Origin of the sequence: Calidithermus chliarophilus DSM 9957 (genome assembly GCF_000430045.1) — a bacterium.
Classification (GTDB): domain Bacteria; phylum Deinococcota; class Deinococci; order Deinococcales; family Thermaceae; genus Calidithermus; species Calidithermus chliarophilus.
Genome location: NZ_KE387027.1, coordinates 745,787 through 762,432 on the forward strand (window position 1 = coordinate 745,787; position 16,646 = coordinate 762,432).

Below are 16,646 nucleotides of genomic sequence, written 5' to 3' on the forward strand. Positions count from 1 at the left end.
GTCGGGCTCGAGGGCTGGGGCGCGCTGGCGCTCGAGGGCCAGGGCCAGGCCGTGGCGGTCCGGGGCCAGGAGGGGCTCGAGCCGCTGCAAGCCAGCCTCGACCTGCAGAAGCTCAGCGCCGCCTGGCGCTACGACGGCCCCCTGCCGCGCGGCCTGGGCGAGCTCGAGGCCCAGGGCGTGGTCCCCGTACAGGGGCAGCTCAGCGGGCGGCTCAGCTACCGCTACACCATGCTCCGCACCCGGGTCGAGGCCAGCGGCTCCCTGAGCGGCACCCTCGGCAAGCCGGTGCTCGAGGGCACGGGCCGGGCCCAGGGGGAGGGCGCGGTGATCGGGCTGCGCTTCGGCTACCAGGGGCAGCCGTGGCTCGAGGCCCGGGGCGCGGGCGCCGACCTCAGCTACCGGGCTGGGCGGGTGGGGCTGCGGTTCGACACCGACCTGGGGCCCTTCACCGGCCTCCCGGTGCGGGTGCAGAGCCAGGGGGAGGGCCCACTGGAGAGCCTGGTTTTGCCGGTCCGGCTGAGCGGGGAGGGCCTGGAGGCGAGCGGGCAGGTCAAGGTGGCCGGCCCCGAGGCTACGCTCGAGGGCCGCTACCGCGAGCAGCAGTTCGCGCTGTACTACGGCGAGGGGCTGCACGCCGAGCTCAAGGGCCCCTACCTCACGGGGGTCGCGCGGCTGGAGGGGGGCCGCCCCAGCGGCCTGCTCGCGGTCAACCTGCCGGTCCCGGGCGGGCGTCTGGTGGGCAACGCCGACCTCGACCGCGGGGCGGTGCGCCTGGCCGGGCGCGAGGGCTGGTCGGGGCGCCTGGAGCTCGACCTCCTGGGCGAGTACTCGGCCAACCCCGCCTTGCGGGTCGAGGCCGACCTCGAGGGCCCCTTCGGCCTGGAGGCCAACCTCCAGACCCGCCCCGCCGAGCGCAGCGTGCAGGGCGAGGCCCGGCTGAGCCTGCCGGAGTGGGGCGCGGTGCGGCTGGCGGGCCAGGGCACGCAGGTGCAGGTGCAGGGCCTCGAGGCCCTGGCCCCCCTGCGCGGCCTCCTCGACCTCAAGAACCTCAGCGCCCGCTGGAGCTACAGCGGCGAGCTACCGCGCGGCCTGGGCGTGCTCGAGGCCGGCGGGGCCTACCCCGGCCAGTGGCTGCAGGGCCGCTGGAAGGGCTACGGCAAGACCCTCGAGCTGCGCGGCCAGGAGCAGGAGGTGCGGGTGCAGGGCGAGGGCCTGAGCGCCCGCGTCACCGCCCGCGGCCTGGAGGGGCGGCTTCAGAGCTTCGACTACGGCGGCCTAGTGCTCGACGGGCAGGTGAGCGGGCCCTGGGGCAAGCTGGGCTTCGACCTCGGCTGGAAGGCCCTGGGCCGCAGCGGGAAGGCCAGCGGTTCCTACGCCGCAGGCCGGCTCGAGGCCGCCCTGCAGGGCGACGTGGCCGGGCAGGTGGCCTACGGCCCCGGCTGGAGCGGCGAGCTGAAGCTGCGCGAGGGCACCGTGACCCTCACCGGCGACAAGCCCCTCCCCGTGGTGCAGGCCCGGGCGCTGGGCCTCACCGCCAGCCTGGAATACCCCAGCCTGCGGCTGAGCGCGGGCCGGGGGCCGGGCCTCGAGGTCGATCTGAACACCCGGCAGGCCGCCGGGCGGCTGGAGCAGTGGGGCGTGGCCTTCGAGGGGCAGGGCCCGGCGGTGGTCGCCACCTACCCGCTGGGCGACGGGCGGCTGCGGGCGTCGCTGGGCCTGCAGGACTTCGCCGTGCAGCTCACCGCGCCGGGGCTGGGGGAGGGGCAGCTCGAGTACCGCGGCGGCCGTGTGGGGGGCGAGCTCCAGGCCGCGCTCTACGGCCTCGAGCTGCGCCTGCAGGGCGCGGGCGACCGCCTGAACCTCAGCGGCACCCACGCCGCCACCGAGTGGCTGCCCTGGAAGCAGGGGCGGCTCGAGGGCGGCGTGAGCCTGAGTGGCGCCTGGCGCCTGGACTACCGCGCCGCCGGGGCCGAGGAGGTGCTCCAGGCCCAGGGGCAGGGGGCCGAGGGCCGGCTCCAGGCCGAGGGGCAGTGGGTCCGCGGCAGCCTGGCCTACAGCGCCCAGGGGGGCTGGAACGGCGCCCTCAACCTCGACCTCCCGCTCGCCCCCGTGGCGGCGCGGGTGCGGCTGGCGGTGCAGGCCCAGCAGACCCTCCAGGCCAAGGGCAGCCTTACCGGGGCCCTGGGCGACATCGACCTCGAGGCCCGCCAGACCCCCGAGGGGCCGGTGGCCCAGGCCACGCTGCGGGAGGTGCTGGTGCAGGACCTGCCCGTGGTGAGCAGCCAGGCACCCTTCCTGTACGGGCGTATCACCGGGCGGGCCAGCTACCGGCCCGACCAGGTGGAGGTGGTGCTGCAGAGCCAGAGCCTCGAGGTGCGCGAGCGCGAGGACCCCCTCGACATCGAGAGCCTCGAGGCCAAGACCCGCCGCGAGGCCCCGGGCGGCCTGCCCTTCAAGCTCACCGCCCGCTACCAGGGCGGGGCGCTGACGGGCGACCTCGAGCTCGGCAACAGCCAGGGCAGCGTGCGCCGGGTGGGCGACGTGCTCGACATCCGCTTCAAGGCCTCGGCCTTCCCGCTGCACTGGCTGGTCTCGGCCTGGGCCGGGACCCTCGACGGCGAGGCGACCTGGACCGGCGAGGCCAACCTGCGCTACAACCTCGGCGACTTCTGGAAGAGCGAGGGCACGCTGGTGGGCCAGGCCCTGCACTTCAGCAGCAGCAAGGAATCCCTGCAGGGCCAAGCCGTCTTCCGCTTCGCCGACGAGCGGCTGTACGTCGAGCAGCTTCGCCTGCAGGGGGCGGGGAGCTGGAGCGGCCAGGGCTACTGGGGGCGCCGGGGCAGCGACCTCGAGCTGCGCCTGGAGAACACCACCTTCACGCCGGTGCTCCAGGTGATCCCCCAACTGCGCCCCTACGTCCCCGAGGGCAGCGGCACCGTGCGCCTCACCGCCCGCGAGCAGCAGCTCAGCCTCGACCTGGAGAACTTCAAGTTCAAGCTCGGGCCGGTGGCCGCCGAGACCCCGCGGGCCCGGCTGCGCATCGGGGAGACCGCCCAGGCCGAAGGGCGCCTCAAGCTCACCGCGCCCTACCCCGCCGAGGCCGAGCTCTCCGGCTCGGGCAGCCTCTCCAGCTTCACCATCAACGCCAAGGGGCAGGCCAACATCCCGCTGCTGCCGCCCAACCAGCCCTTCACCCTCACCTTCGGCTACCCCGGCTACACCATCAACGCCGAGTTGCCCAACCAGAGCGCGAGGCTCTACCTCTCGCTCTTCCCCCGCCTGGCCGGGGCGCTGGTGGGCGAGCTGCCGGTGTCCTACCCGCGCTACTTCCTCAAGAACGGGCTGGTCCTGGCCGGGGTCAACATCCAGCAGGAGCAGGGCGTCTACAAGCTCAACGGCACCGTGGAGGTGCTGCGGGCCGAGCTGGGCCTGCCGCCGGGCGAGACCGAGGTCTCCATCCCCGCCAGCGCCGTTCAGGCCCCGGGCAGCGGCACCCCCGCCGCGCGCGCGCCCGTGGAGTTCGTCAACCTGCGGGTAGTCGCCAGCCGCGGCATCCTCATCCAGGAGCCCCTGCTCAACGGCGAGCTGGCCGGGGACGTCTACCTCAACGGGCCGCTCGACAACCCCTACCTCACCGGCCGCGTGGTGCCGTTGCAGGGCAACATCCGGCTGTGGGACCGCAACTTCGCCATCCTCACCAGCTACCAGGATGTGCCCAGCGAGGCGGTCTTCAGCCCCGACAAGGGCATCCTCCCCGACGTGACCTTGGTGGCCCAGACCCGCGTGCCCACCGAGCGCGGGCTGGTCGAGGTCACGGCCTTCCTCAAGAGCCAGTTCGTGCGGGAGAACGGGCGCATCAAGGCCAAGCTCGAGCCCACCTTCACCGCCGTCCACCCCACCGAAGGCCGCCCGCTGACCCTGGCCGAGATCGCGGGCGTGCTGATCTTCGGCCGCATCGACGCCCAGGCCGACGTGCAGAACCTAGCGACCTCGGCGGGCGTGGCGCTCACCAACTTCCTGCTCGGCCAGATCGAGGGCCAGCTCGCGCAGGCCTTGGGCCTCGACCGCGTGGTGGTGACGGTGCGCGGCCTGGCCGAGGGCGAGCGGGTGGAGGAGACGAGCTTCACCTTCGGCAAGTACATCACCCCCGAGCTCTACCTCCAGACCCAGGTCGACTTCCAGTTCCGCGTCAACTTCCTGGCCGAGTACCAGCTCGACGGGCTGCGCATCCGCTTCGGCCTGGACAACCTGGGCGCGGCCTACCCCAACCTCAACTTCGGCCTGGGCTACCTCTTCACCCCCAACTTCGGCATCGACCTCTCCCTCCGCTCCGAACAGCGCGACGGCCAGACCGACAACCGCTTCGGCATCGGCTTGCAGATCCGCTTCTGATGACCACTTGCAGCGGTCACTGCTGGCCGATGGCTAGGGCTTAGCTGTCAGCTACCAGCCGTCAGCCGTCAGCAGTCAGCTCGTGGCCCGTGGCTCGTGGTTACCCCACCCCGTCCCTCCCCGCGCGCGGGGAGGGTTTATCCCCCCCGGCCCCCCTTGCTAAGGGGGGTGACAAGGCGTCTTGCGTCTTGCGTTTGGCGTTTGGCGTTTGGCGTACGACGCAGGACGTACGACCCGCGCCCGGCTATCGGCGTTTAGCGTTCGGCGTTCGGCTATCGGCTATCGACCATCGACAACCCCACGGGCGATCATTTCCCCACGCAGAAATTACGGAACACCCGGTCGATGACCTCCTCCGGCACGTCCTTGCCCAGGATGCGGTTGAGGGCCTCGAGCGCGGCCTGGATCGAGAGCCCCATCAGGTCCTCGGGGGAGGCCAGCGCGTCGAGGAGGTGCCCTTTGGCCTCGCGCAGGGCCTGGGCGTGGCGCTCGTTGCTGATCCAGACCTCGCCCTCGGGGGCCTCGCCCAACAGCCGCTGGTGGATGGCCTCCAGCAGCACGGGCATCCCTTCGCCGGTGGCGCTCGAGACCGGCAGGAAGGCGGGGTCGTGCCAGGCGGCGGGCAGGTCGGCCTTGGTGGCGAGGCGGAGGACGCGCTCCTGGGGCAGCGGGGCCAGCAGGCCGGGCGTGTCGGCGCGGGGCTGGCTCCGGTCGGCCAGGTAGAGCACCAGGTCGGCCTCCTGGGCGATGCTCAGGGCCCGCTCGACGCCGCTACGCTCCACCACGTCGTCGGTCTGGCGCAGCCCGGCGGTGTCCACGGCCACGATGGGCACCCCGGCGATCTCGAGCGGGGCCTCGAGGTAGTCGCGGGTGGTGCCGGGGATGGGGGTCACGATGGCCCGCTCGTAGCCCAGCAGGGCGTTGAGCAGGCTGGACTTCCCGGCGTTGGGGGCGCCTACCAGGGCCAGCCGCGCCCCCTTTTGCGCGATGCGCCCGGCCGGAGCCGTGGCCAGCAGGTGCTCGACCTCACCCAGCACGCGCTCGAGCACCCCCTGGGCCTGGTGCGGCTCCACGCCCTCCTCGGGGTAGTCGAGCAGGGCCTGGATGTGCGCCAGCAGGTCGAGCAGCTCGCGCGACATGCCCTCGATGCGCTCGGAGAGCTCCTTGGACAGCCCGCGCAGCGCCTGGCGCCGCGCCGCGTCCGACTCCGCCTCGACGAGCGCCAGCACCGACTCGGCCTGCGCCAGGTCCATACGCCCGTTGAGGTAGGCCCGCAGCGTGAACTCGCCCGGCTGGGCGGGGCGCGCCCCGGCGTCCAGCAGAGCCTGCAGCACCTGCCGCAGCACCGCCGGGGAGCCGTGGGTCTGGAACTCCACCGCGTCCTGCCCGGTGTAGGAGTTGGGGGCGCGGAACACCAGCGCTAGGGCCTCATCGAGGGCTTCGCGGGTGTCGGGGTGCAGGATCAGGCCCAGCGTGAAGCGGCCCCCCTCCAGGTGCCGCAGGTCGCGCCCGCGCCAGACCTTCGCGGCGACCTCGAGCGCCCCCACCCCCGAAAGCCGCACGATGCCGACGGCCCCCTTGCCGGGCGGGGTGGCGATGGCGGCGATAGGTTCATTGAGCGATGGCAGGGCCATGAGTGACAGTTTAGGGGCTGGAGGAGGTCGATGGTCGATGGTCAATAGCCGATAGCCGATAGCCAAACGCCGAACGCCTAACGCCGGTCGTACGTCCTACGCAATACGCCAAACGCAATACGCAAGACGCAAAACGCCTTGTCACCCCCCTTAGCAAGGGGGGCTGGGGGGGATAAACCCTCCCCGCGCGCGGGGAGGGACGGGGTGGGGCAACCATAAGCTACTAGCCACAAGCCACGAGCCTATTGCTGACGGCTGATAGCTGGCAGCTTATGGCTTCCCGCTTCCCGTCCCTCAGGTCGTCTCCAGCCTATCCAGCACCCACTCGATGAGCGCCAACGCGGCTTGGCCGCGCTCGAGCGCTCCGGCGGTGAAGAGGTCGCGCAGCACGACCTTGAGGGCTTCGTCGAGTTGGAGGTCGTGAAGGTGGGCCCAGACGGCGCCGCCGGGGGGCATGGGCTTGTGGCAGGCGGCCCACAGGCCCTCGAGGATCTTCCAGGCGTTGGTGCTGGCGAGGTAGGCGGCCCTGAGGTCGTCGCGGTTGCGCAGGGCGGCCTCGAGCTTGCGGCGGCTGCCCTCGAGCCAGTAGCGCAGGGCGCGGCGCTCCTCGGCGGGCAGGCGGTAGGCGGCGAAGAGGGCCTGGGCCTCGGCCCGTAGCTCCTCCAGCTTGCCGTCGGGGTCGTAGAGCGCCTTGCCGTCGAGGTGGCTGTAGAGCTCCGCGGGGTTTTTGCGCATGCGCTCGCGGGCTTGCACGAGGTTGCGGTGGTGGTACTCCACCCACTTCCCGTCCAGCGTTTCCGAGCGGAAGGGGCGCTCGAGCACGCCCCCCAGCAGCACCCAGAAGTCGAGGTCCGACTCCTGCGTGGCGTCACCCCGGGCGTGCGAGCCGGTGAGCAGGATGCCGCGCACGTGGGGGTCGGCGCTGAGGTCGTAGGCGATCTGGGCGACCAGAGGGTGCATCTCGAGGGAATTGTACGCCCTCAGGGCGCGGGCTGGCGCCGCGTGAGTTCGTCGGGCTGGGGGGTTGGGGGCTCCTCGAGCCCCAGCCGCCGGGCCACCGCGTTGAGGGTGGGGCCCTGTAGCGCCACCGACGACAGCACGATGAAGAACACTAGGTTAAACAACTGGTTCGCCCCGGCCACCCCCGCCAGCAGCGGGAAGGTGGCGAGCACGATGGGCACGGCGCCGCGCAGGCCCACCCAGCCCACCAGCAAGAGCTCGTTCCAGGGCAGCCGGAACCACCACAGGCTCAGCAGCACGCTGAGGGGACGGGCCACCAGGATCAGAAACAGCGCGCTCAGGGTGCCCTCGAGCAGCACCGGCGGAAGCTGCGAGGGGAAGACCAGCAGGCCCAGCGCCAGAAACATCACGATCTGCATCAGCCAGGCCAGCCCCTCGTGGAACAGGCGCAGGTCGGCCTTGCTGCGCAGCTCCTGCTGCCCCACCACCAGCCCTGCCAAGTAGACCGCCAGGAAGCCGCTGCCACCCAGCACCGCCACCACGCTGTAGCACAGCAGCGCCAGCGCCAGGCTGAGCGTGAAGTACAGGCCGTTGTTCTGCGGGGCCAGCCGGCGCAGCACCCAGGCCATCAGGTGCCCCAGTGCGAAGCCCAGCAGCACCCCCAGCCCCAGTTGCTTCACGAACAGCCCGGCGAGCTCGAGGCCCCCGGCCCGCTGCAGGATCAGCTCGATCAATCCCACCGTCAGCAGCACGGCCATGGGGTCGTTGCTACCCGACTCGAGCTCGAGCAGGCTCCGCAACCGTTCCCGCAGTCGCACGCCCCCGGCCCGCAGCACGCTGAACACCGCGGCGGCGTCGGTGGACGAGACGATAGCCCCCAACAGAAAGCCGATCAGGGGCGGCAGCTCGAGCACCAGGATGGCGAAGAGCCCAACCAGCGTCGCGGTCAGCGCGACCCCTAGCGTCGCCAGCGAGACCGCCTGCCACAGCACCGGGCGCACCTTCCTCCAGTCGGTGTCGAGCCCGCCGGAGTACAGGATGATCACCAGCGCCACCACCCCCAGCCCCTGGGCGACGCGCGCGTCGTCGAAGTAGATGCCGCCCGGCCCGTCGGAGCCCGCCAGCATGCCCAGCCCCATGAACACCACCAGCGCGGGAACCCCCAGCCGGTCGGAGATCCGGCTCACCAGCACGCTCGCCAGCAGCAGCAAAGCGCTGACAAGGAGGATGTAGTCGAGGGAAACTGCGGCCACCATCGAAGTCATTATGGGTCGCGCGGCGTGGCACGAACCGGGATGTGAGGCTCAGTTGGGTTTTTGGGGGCGGTTGTAGCGCGTGGTCAGGGCCTCGGCCAGCCAGAGGGCGGCGGCCTTGTCGAGGTACTGGTTGCCGTTGCCGCACTTGGGCGAGAGCACGCAGCGCGGGCAGCCGCCCTCGCAGGGGCAGCGCTCCAGCAGGTCCCGTGTGGCCTTGATCCAGGCCGGGAACTGCCGCGCCGCGGCTCGCGCGTAGCCCACCCCGCCGGGGTAGCCGTCGTAGATGAAGACGGTGGGCCCCGCGCCCGAGGCCAGGGGGCGGGGATAGAAGGGGTAGCTCACCCCGCCCACGTCGGCCCGCTCGGCCAGCACGAACAGCGGCAGCAGCCCGATCATGGTGTGCTCGAGGGCGTGGATGGCCGAGGGCACCAGCGCCTCCGACATCCCCGCCTCGTCGGGCCAGCGCCCGGTGATGCGGTCGGGCACGCCGGGGAGGGGGGAGGGGTGGACGGCGGTCTCGGCCAGGGGGTGAAACCACACCGCCTCGGTCTGGAAGCTGAGCTCGGGCATCGTCAGCATGACCTCCTCGAGCACGGTCTCGGTCACGAAGCGCTTCTTGACGTAGCCCGTCACCCGCTCGCGCAGGATCACCGGCCCCACCCACACGCCCGGCAGCAGCTCCTCGCCGCCGAGCACCTCGACGTCGGTCTCGGCGCGGGGCTGGGTGTAGTAGTCCTCGAGGCCCGGCAGCAGCACGATCTCGCGCTGCTCGATGTCGAGGTTTCGCACCAGGTAGCTCTCGCCCGCGTGGAGGTAGACCGCGCCGGGGTGGGCCTCCCAGTAGGCCTGGCGCTCGTCGAGGGTGCCCAGGGTGCGGCCCCGGGCGTCCTTGAGGGTGAAGGTGCTGCCCAGCCCGCGCAGGATCAGGTCGTGGTGGGGGCTGCGCTTGGGGGTGTAGAGGCGGCCGTGCTTCTCGACCAGGCCGTTCGCCAGCCAGGGCAGGTAGAGCGGCTCGGTGGGCTCGAGCGGCAGCTCGCGCGCCGCGCAGTGCAGGTGCAGGGGGTAGAGCACCGGGTTGGCGGGGTCGGCCACCGCCGACTCGGGCGGGCTGCCCAGCAGCAGCTCGGGGCGCTCGCGGAAGTACTCGTCCATGGGGTCCTCGCGCGGGATCCAGGCCACCAGCGCGCGGCGGTTGCCGCGCCCGGCCCGCCCGGCCCGCTGCCAGAAGGCGCTCAAGCTTCCGGGGTAGCCCAGCAGGAACACCGCGTCGAGCTCCCCGATGTCCAGGCCGAGCTCGAGCGCGCTGGTGCTCACCAGCACCCGGATCCTCCCGGCCTTGAGGTCGGCCTCCAGCGCCCGGCGCTCCTTGGCGGTGTAGCCGGCGCGGTAAGGCTTGACCGCCTCGTGCGCCGCGTAGCGGGCGACCAGCTCGGCGGTGCGGCGGCTGTTGGCGAAGACCAGCGCCCGGATGCCGCTCTCGGCGGTGTGGCGGGCCAGGAGCGCGGCCTCGATGTTGGCGCTGCGCCGGGTCTTGCCCTGTTTGTCGAGGGCCTTGGGCGTCCAGACCGCGAACTCCCGCTCGGCCCGCGCCACGTTGGCCCGCACCGCGCGGAAGGCCTCCCCGGTGAGGTTTTCGGCGTGCTCGTCGGGGTTGGCGATGGTGGCGCTGGCGGCGATGACTTGCGGGCGGGCCCCGTAGTGCCGCGCCAGGCGCAAAAGCCGCCGCAGGATCAGCGCGGTGTGGGTGCCGAAGACGCCGCGGTAGGCGTGTAGCTCGTCGATCACCACGTAGCGCAGGCGGCTGAGGAACTCGGCCCACTCGGCGTGGCGCGGCAGCAGGCCGAAGTGCAGCATGTCGGGGTTGGTGAGGATCGCCAGGCCCTGGGCTTTCGCCAGGCGGCGTTCCTTGTCGCGGGTGTCGCCGTCGTAGGGGAAGATGCGCTCCTCTAGCCCAAGTGCGTCGCCCATGGCCCGCAGGCGCCCGAGCTGGTCGTGGGCCAGGGCCTTGGTGGGGTACATCAGCAGCGCGGTGCCGCCCTCGAGCAGCGCCCCCAGCACGGGCACCTGGAAGACCAGGCTCTTGCCCGAGGCCGTCGAGGTCGCCAGCACCAGCGACCGGCCCTCCAGGGCCTCCAGCGCCTCCGCCTGGTGCGCAAAGGGTTCGATCCCCAACGTGTCCAGCACGCCCGCGAACTCGCCGCGGTAGCCGGCCCTGGCGGGCGGGCTCGCCGGCAGCAGCCGCACGAAGCCCAACTGCCCCGCGTAGCCCTCGATGTCGCGGAGCCACTGGGCGTAGCTGTCGTAGTCGGCGAGTTCTCTGGGGAGCATGGTTGAGGCTCGTGGCTTGCGGCTCGTGGTCAGGAGCTTTCCCCACCGGCTACAAGCCACCGGCCACGAGCCCTCGGCTTTTAGCTATCGACCCTCGACCCTGGACCCTCGGCGGCTCCCGCACGAGGCCTAATTCCGCGAGGAAGCCACCTTGCGGTCGCGCGGCCCCGACAGCACCCGGTCGAAGCTGGCGCTGGCCCGCGCCTTCATCTCCTGCACCGCGCCCCAGTCGGGCTGGACGTTCTGCTCCACCAGCCGCACGAAGGCCTCGGGTTCGCCGGGGATCTCCTGGAAGGGGGCCCGGGCGTCGCGGCAGAACCCGGCCACCTTGGGGTCGTAGGAGAGGCCCGCGAAGGGGGTCCCGGCGGCGGCGGCCAGGATCACGCCGTGCAGCCGGATCGAGATCACGTAGCCCGCCTGGGCCAGCAGGTAGAACACCCGCCGGGGGTCCCAGGCCAGCTCGGCGGTGAAGCCGGGGAAGAACTCGAGCGCCCCCTCGTCGTGCCCCGGCTGCATGGCCAGGATCACCACCTCGTAGCCCAGCTCGCGCAGGCGCTCGGCGGTCTGGGCCAGGGTGCGGTTGGCGTCGTCGAAGCCGGCGCGGGGCACCAGCACCACCATCTTGGGCTCGCGCTCGACCGGCGGGGCGTTGAGCAGCATCGCGCAGTCGGCGCCCAGCTCGGCCTGCAGGCCCAGGCGGCGGGCGTACTCGAGCGAGTCGCGGTCGCGCATGAAGACCTGCACCCCCTTCAGCGCCCGTTGCACCGCTTTCTCCCCCCGGGGCGAGAGCGGCCCCAGCGACTGGTTGAACACGTGCACCGGCTTGCCGCGCATGCGGGCCATGCGGATGATGCTGAGGTAGTACCACAGGCTGGCCGAGGAGGTCTTGTCCTGCAAGAGGGTGCCCCCGCCCGAAAGCAGCAGGTCGGCCTCGCCGAGCGCGCGCCAGACCTCGAGGGGGTGGGTGCGCTTCACCGCCCGCACCCCGTAGCGTTGCTGGGTTTCGGCGGGGTTCTTGGAGAGCACCAACGGCGTGTGCCCCCGGGCCTTGACCTCCTGCACGATGGCCTCCAGGAGGGCCTCGTCCCCTGCGTTGTGAAAGCCGTAATACCCGCTTAGCGCGACCACCATTGCCAGACCCTCCGGACTACCCAGACCAGGGCAAACCCCAGGATAAGCCCGATGACCATGCCGTTCAGTACCCGGAATAACGATATGGTGAGAGGCGTGTGAAAGTGCGAGAAGGTGTTGAGGATCGAGCCCATCCCCACCACCACCAGCAGGAGCAGGCCGTTGCGCAGCCAGGCGGGCCAGGGCAGCAGCAGCGCCACCGGGGCTACGGCGTGGGCGAAGATCTCCTTGAAGCGCGGCCGCACCATCGCGTCCTGCAGGATGGCCCGCAGTTGCAGCTCCCAGTCGGGGACCAAAGCACCCGCCGCGTCGTTGCCCCGGCGCAGCACGGCCAGGGCCAGCACCGCCAGCCCCACGAAGGCCACCGCCACCTCGCCCAGCTTGATCGGGTAGCCCCACAGGTGGGTGAGCGCCCCCTTCCAGTCCTGCGGCAGGTAGGAGAGCCCCACCAGCAAGGGCGGCACCAGCAGCGTGAGCGAGACGCCCTTGAAGGGGGTCAGGCCCAGCACGCTCTGCGGGTCGCTGCCCAGGGCCACCAGGAACACCACCCCGACCAGCGAGTAGACCGCCGCCGCCGCCCACACCGCCATGCCGCGGCGCCGCTCGAGGAAGCCCAGCGCGGGGAAGACCAAAGCCGCCAGCAGCGCCCCGAAGTCCGAGCGCACGTAGGCCAGCGCGAAGAGCAGCAGCCCCAGCGCGATGACGGGGCCGAAGGGGCGCGGGTAGCCGAAGGCCAGCAGCCCCAGCCCGGCCAGCACCCCCACCAGCGCGGCGTAGCGCAGCGGGGAGAGGTCGAAGTCGCGGGGGGCCGGGTTCCCGAAGCCGATGCGGGCGTTCTCGAGCCCGTCCTGGAGCCGCTCGATGAACTCCCGGGTGTCCTCGAAGTCCTGGAAGGGCCGGATGTAAAGGATCTGGTGCCCCCGCTCCCGCGCGGCCAGCACGAACTTGTCGGCCACCTCGCCCGGCTTGAGCTTGGCCTGCCACTCGGGCCGGATGGAGAAGAGCCTCAGCACCGGCGAGGCGGCGGTCAGGCGCGAGAAGCCCTCCTGCGGGGTGCCCTCGATCCAGCCGACGGGCTTGCCCGCCACCATAGCCTTGGCCTCGCCCAGATTCTTGGGGTTGCCCGGCACGTCCACCCCGGCGAAGACCAGGGCGTCGGCCTGGGGCGGGATGGCCTCGGGGGCGTAGGTGCGGTAGGGGTGGTTGTAGGGCCGGTAGACGATGTAGTAGCCCTCCGCCTTCAGGCGCTCGAGCAGCGCCGGGTCGTAGCCGGTGGGGAAGCCGCCCACGTTGACCGGGGCGCCGTACCAGGTGGTGCCGGCGAGCTCGAGGGTCTGCAGCGAAACGGTCCAGTTGCGCCGGATCTGGGCGATGAGCCAGTCGGGGCCGCTGAAGTAGTACCAGCCCTCGCGGAACCCCGCCTGGGGGTAGCGCAGGTTGAGGTCGGCGCCGCTGTAGTAGCGGGCGACGCCCTGCTCGGCCCAGCCGCTCAGGCCCCGCTCGTAGATCGCCACCCCCGCCACCCCCAGCGCCTTGTACTTCGCCAGTTGCTCCTCGAAGGGGACGTTGGCCGCTCGGGCCTCCTCGTTGACGTCGGGGCCGTCCACCACCAGCACCACCGGCCCGGGACGCTCGGCCTGCAGGCGGGGCAGCAGCGCGGGCAGCGAGAGGAGCGCCGCCAGCACGATGACGGCGCGCAGCAGGTTGGGCAGGCTCATGCCACGCCTCCGGCGGCCAGGAGGCTGTGGATGCGGGCGGTGAGCATGTCCAGGGCCGGGCTGTTCTTGCCCCCGTGGGGGATGATCACGTCGGCGTAGCGCTTAGAGGGCTCGACGAAGGAGAGGTGCATGGGCCGTACCTGCTCCATGTACTGCTCGACCACGCTCTCGACGGTGCGGCCGCGCTCGAGGATGTCGCGCTGTAGCCGCCGGATGAAACGCACGTCGGCGTCGGCGTCTACGAAGATGCGCAGGTCCATCAGCTCGCGCAAGCGCTCGTTGAACAGCACCAGGATGCCCTCGAGCACCACCACCGGCGCGGGCTCGACCCGGACGGTCTCGGGCAGGCGGGTGTACTCCTCGAAGGAGTACATGGGCATCTCGATGGCCCGCCCCCGCCGGATCTGGGCGATGTGGGCGAGGTAGAGCTCGAGGTCGAAGGCGTCGGGGTGGTCGTAGTTGACGTGCGTGCGTGCGTCAAAAGGCAGGTCGGACTGGTCTTTGTAGTAGTTGTCCATCGGCAGCACCGCCACACGAGCAGGAAGCGCCGCAGCCACGACCGCGTCGGCCACGGTGCTCTTCCCACTGCCGGTCCCCCCGGCGATGCCGATGACGAAGGGGCGTCGAGAGTTCACCTCCCAATCATATGCAAGAGAGTGCGGGAGGGACAGGGGAAGGAGGGAAGCGGTCAGCCATCAGCCGTCAGCTTGTGGCTAGTGGCGTGTGGTTACCCCACGCCGGCCCTCCCGCCGGCGGGGAGGGTTTATCCCCCCAGCCCCCCTTGTTAAGGGGGGTAAAGAAAGAGCGTTTAGCATTTAGCCATCGGCTATCGGCTATCGACCATCGACCTTATGTTATTCCCGTGATCACCCTCACCGGCGACATCCTCGTCGACCTCATCGGCCACAACCCCCTCGAGGCCCCCACCCGCAGCTACACCGGGGTACTGGGAGGATCGGCGCTCAACACGGCTTCGGTGCTGGCGCGGCTGGGGGTGCCGGTGCGCTTCGTGGGGGAGGTGGGACAGGACCCGTTGGGGGAGTGGGCGCTCGAGCGGCTGCGGGCCCGGGGGGTAGATACCGCCTTCGTGCGGCGGTTACCGGCCCCCACCTGCATCTCCCTGGCCGAGCTCGACCCCACCGGCGACGCCCGGTACACCTTCTACCGCCTCTTCGACCCCTTCCCCTTCGAGCCGGACGCGGGGGCGCTGGAGGGTGCTTCCTGGTTCCACTTCGGCTCGCTGTCGTCCTTCCGGCCGCGCAACATCGCAGGGATCATGCGGCTGCTCGAGGACGCCCGCGCCCGGGGCATCCCGGTGAGCTTCGACCCCAACATCCGCGCGGCGCCGGACGCGGGCTACTGGGCGCAACTGCGGGCCTACCTGCCTTACGTGCGGGTGTTCAAGTGCAGCCTCGAGGACGCCCGGATTCTTTTCCCCGAGGCACGGCCTGCGCCGGAGGCCCTGCTCGAGCGGGTCGCGGGCTTAGGGCCCGAGGTCGCGGTGCTCACGCTGGGGGAGGAGGGGGCTGTCGCCCGTTTCCGGGGCCGGACGTTCCGCGCGGCGGGGGAGAGGGTCGAGGTCGTCGACACCATCGGCGCGGGCGACACCTTCACCGCGGGGCTGGTCTACGGCCTGAGCCGGCCCGGAGCTACCCTGGAGGGCCTCGAGCGCGCCCTGGCGGGGGCCTGCGCCCTGGGGGCCCTGGCCTGTACGGTGCGGGGGGCCGGGCTCCCCGAGGCCGGGCTCGAGGGGTGGCTCGAGCGCTACGCGTGAAGGGGGCGGGCCATGCGGCCCGCCCCCGACGGTGAAAACGCTCAGACCTTGGCGGCGCTGCGGCTATCCTTGACAGTGGCGTGGCCGATGGCCTTCTCGTTGCCTTCGGTCTCGAAGGCGTGCAGCTTGGTGGTGTCGATCAGCAGGTCCACGGTGTCGCTGGGGAGCACCATGGCGTGCCCGTCCACCTTGGCCGTGACCATCGCGCCCCCGACCTCGGCGTGGATCTCGGTGTCGGCGCCCAGCGGCTCCACGACCTCGACCCTGCCCTTGATGACGTTGTTGTCCTCGGGGATGCTGGTCCAGCCGCGCAGGCCGATGTGCTCGGGGCGGATGCCCATCCAGACCTCCTTGCCGTTGTAGGCCTTGAGGTTGGCCGCCAGGGTGGCGTTGGCCTTGATGCGCTGCCCCTCGATGACGAAGTAGGTGTCGGTGCCCTGACTCTCGACGCGTGCCCGGATGAAGTTCATGGAGGGCGAGCCGATGAAGCCGGCCACGAACTTATTCTCGGGGAAGTCGTAGAGGTTGAGCGGGGTGTCGGTCTGCTGGATCTCGCCGTCCTTCATCACCACGATGCGGTGGCCCAGGGTCATGGCCTCCACCTGGTCGTGGGTCACGTAGACGGTGGTCACGCCCAGGCGGCGGGTGAGCTTGGCGATCTCCGCGCGCATCTCCACGCGCAGCTTGGCGTCGAGGTTGGACAGGGGCTCGTCGAAGAGGAAGACCTTGGGCTCACGCACGATGGCCCGGCCCATCGCCACGCGCTGGCGCTGCCCGCCCGAGAGCTCGCGGGGCTTGCGGTGCAGCAGGTGATCGATCTTGATGATGCGCGCCGCCTCCTTGACCCGCCGGTCGATCTCGTCCTTGGGCACCCGGCGCAGCTTGAGGCCGAAGGCCATGTTGTCGTAGACGTTCATGTGGGGGTAGAGCGCGTAGTTCTGGAAGACCATGGCGATGTCGCGGTCCTTGGGCGGCACGTCGTTGACCAGCCGCTCCCCGATGTACAGCCGGCCCTCGCTGATGTCCTCCAGGCCCGCGATCATGCGCAGCGTGGTGGTCTTGCCGCAGCCCGAGGGCCCGACGAACACCACGAACTCCCCGTCCTCGGTCTCGAGGTTGAAGTCCTTGACCGCCGTGACCTTGGCGCTGTAGCGCTTGTAGATGTTCTCCAGCCTGATTTTCGCCATGGAATGGCCTCCTCTAGGTGTACCCTTGGTCCCGCGCTGTGAGCCTGGAGCCCATCGGGGATGTGTTGTGGGTACAGCGCCAGTCTATAGGCCACCGTGCAAAAGAATCAATGCTGGCGCCCTGTGTCCAAGGTGGCGTTCGCACCCGCTGCCATCCTGGAAAGCCGATAACTAAGGCCAATTGGCCGCACGAAACGGCCCGCTAGCCCGTGTTTGGCTGAGCTCGAGCCAGATTGTAGCCCCGTAGGGATTGCTTGTACCGGGGC

General features: G+C 71.2%; 10 protein-coding genes. 2 read left to right on the forward strand and 8 right to left on the reverse strand.

The window, feature by feature from the left end; translation table 11 throughout:
• A partial coding sequence (locus MEICH_RS0120615; RefSeq protein ID WP_027894175.1) for a translocation/assembly module TamB domain-containing protein occupies nucleotides 1-4,392 on the forward strand: 4,392 nt, incomplete at its 5' end.
• 308 nt (nucleotides 4,393-4,700) lie between these two features.
• On the opposite strand, the gene mnmE is transcribed toward MEICH_RS0120615, so the two are convergent.
• The 7 genes from mnmE to udk form a co-directional block, all read right to left on the reverse strand.
• Nucleotides 4,701-6,026 carry a tRNA uridine-5-carboxymethylaminomethyl(34) synthesis GTPase MnmE gene (gene mnmE / locus MEICH_RS0120620; protein ID WP_027894176.1) on the reverse strand — a complete coding sequence of 442 codons (1,326 nt, stop codon included), beginning with the start codon at nucleotides 6,024-6,026 and terminating at the stop codon, nucleotides 4,701-4,703.
• Nucleotides 6,027-6,320: 294 nt separating this feature from the next.
• Complete coding sequence (locus MEICH_RS0120625) at nucleotides 6,321-6,986, reverse strand: nucleotidyltransferase domain-containing protein (protein ID WP_027894177.1); 666 nt, start codon at nucleotides 6,984-6,986, stop codon at nucleotides 6,321-6,323.
• A 20-nt stretch (nucleotides 6,987-7,006) separates the two neighbouring features.
• Nucleotides 7,007-8,242: a potassium/proton antiporter gene (locus tag MEICH_RS0120630; RefSeq protein WP_036219788.1), complete on the reverse strand. Its 1,236-nt coding sequence runs from the start codon at nucleotides 8,240-8,242 to the stop codon at nucleotides 7,007-7,009.
• A gap of 48 nt (nucleotides 8,243-8,290) precedes the next feature.
• Nucleotides 8,291-10,570, reverse strand: coding sequence for a DEAD/DEAH box helicase (locus MEICH_RS0120635; RefSeq protein ID WP_027894179.1), 2,280 nt, complete (start codon nucleotides 10,568-10,570; stop codon nucleotides 8,291-8,293).
• A gap of 129 nt (nucleotides 10,571-10,699) precedes the next feature.
• Nucleotides 10,700-11,701: a polysaccharide pyruvyl transferase CsaB gene (gene csaB, locus MEICH_RS0120640; RefSeq protein WP_027894180.1), complete on the reverse strand. Its 1,002-nt coding sequence runs from the start codon at nucleotides 11,699-11,701 to the stop codon at nucleotides 10,700-10,702.
• Nucleotides 11,686-13,419, reverse strand: coding sequence for a DUF5693 family protein (locus MEICH_RS0120645; RefSeq protein WP_027894181.1), 1,734 nt, complete (start codon nucleotides 13,417-13,419; stop codon nucleotides 11,686-11,688). The genes csaB and MEICH_RS0120645 overlap by 16 nt, the downstream gene beginning before the upstream one ends.
• On the reverse strand, nucleotides 13,416-14,054 hold the full coding sequence (gene udk, locus MEICH_RS0120650; protein ID WP_027894182.1) for a uridine kinase: 639 nt from the start codon (nucleotides 14,052-14,054) through the stop codon (nucleotides 13,416-13,418). The genes MEICH_RS0120645 and udk overlap by 4 nt, the downstream gene beginning before the upstream one ends.
• 227 nt (nucleotides 14,055-14,281) lie before the next feature.
• On the opposite strand from udk, the gene MEICH_RS0120655 reads away from it, so the two are divergent.
• Nucleotides 14,282-15,193, forward strand: coding sequence for a carbohydrate kinase family protein (locus tag MEICH_RS0120655; RefSeq protein ID WP_027894183.1), 912 nt, complete (start codon nucleotides 14,282-14,284; stop codon nucleotides 15,191-15,193).
• Between the two features lie 41 nt (nucleotides 15,194-15,234).
• Here MEICH_RS0120655 and MEICH_RS0120660 read toward each other — a convergent pair whose 3' ends face one another.
• Nucleotides 15,235-16,380: an ABC transporter ATP-binding protein gene (locus tag MEICH_RS0120660; protein ID WP_027894184.1), complete on the reverse strand. Its 1,146-nt coding sequence runs from the start codon at nucleotides 16,378-16,380 to the stop codon at nucleotides 15,235-15,237.
• Between the last annotated feature and the right edge of the window lie 266 nt (nucleotides 16,381-16,646).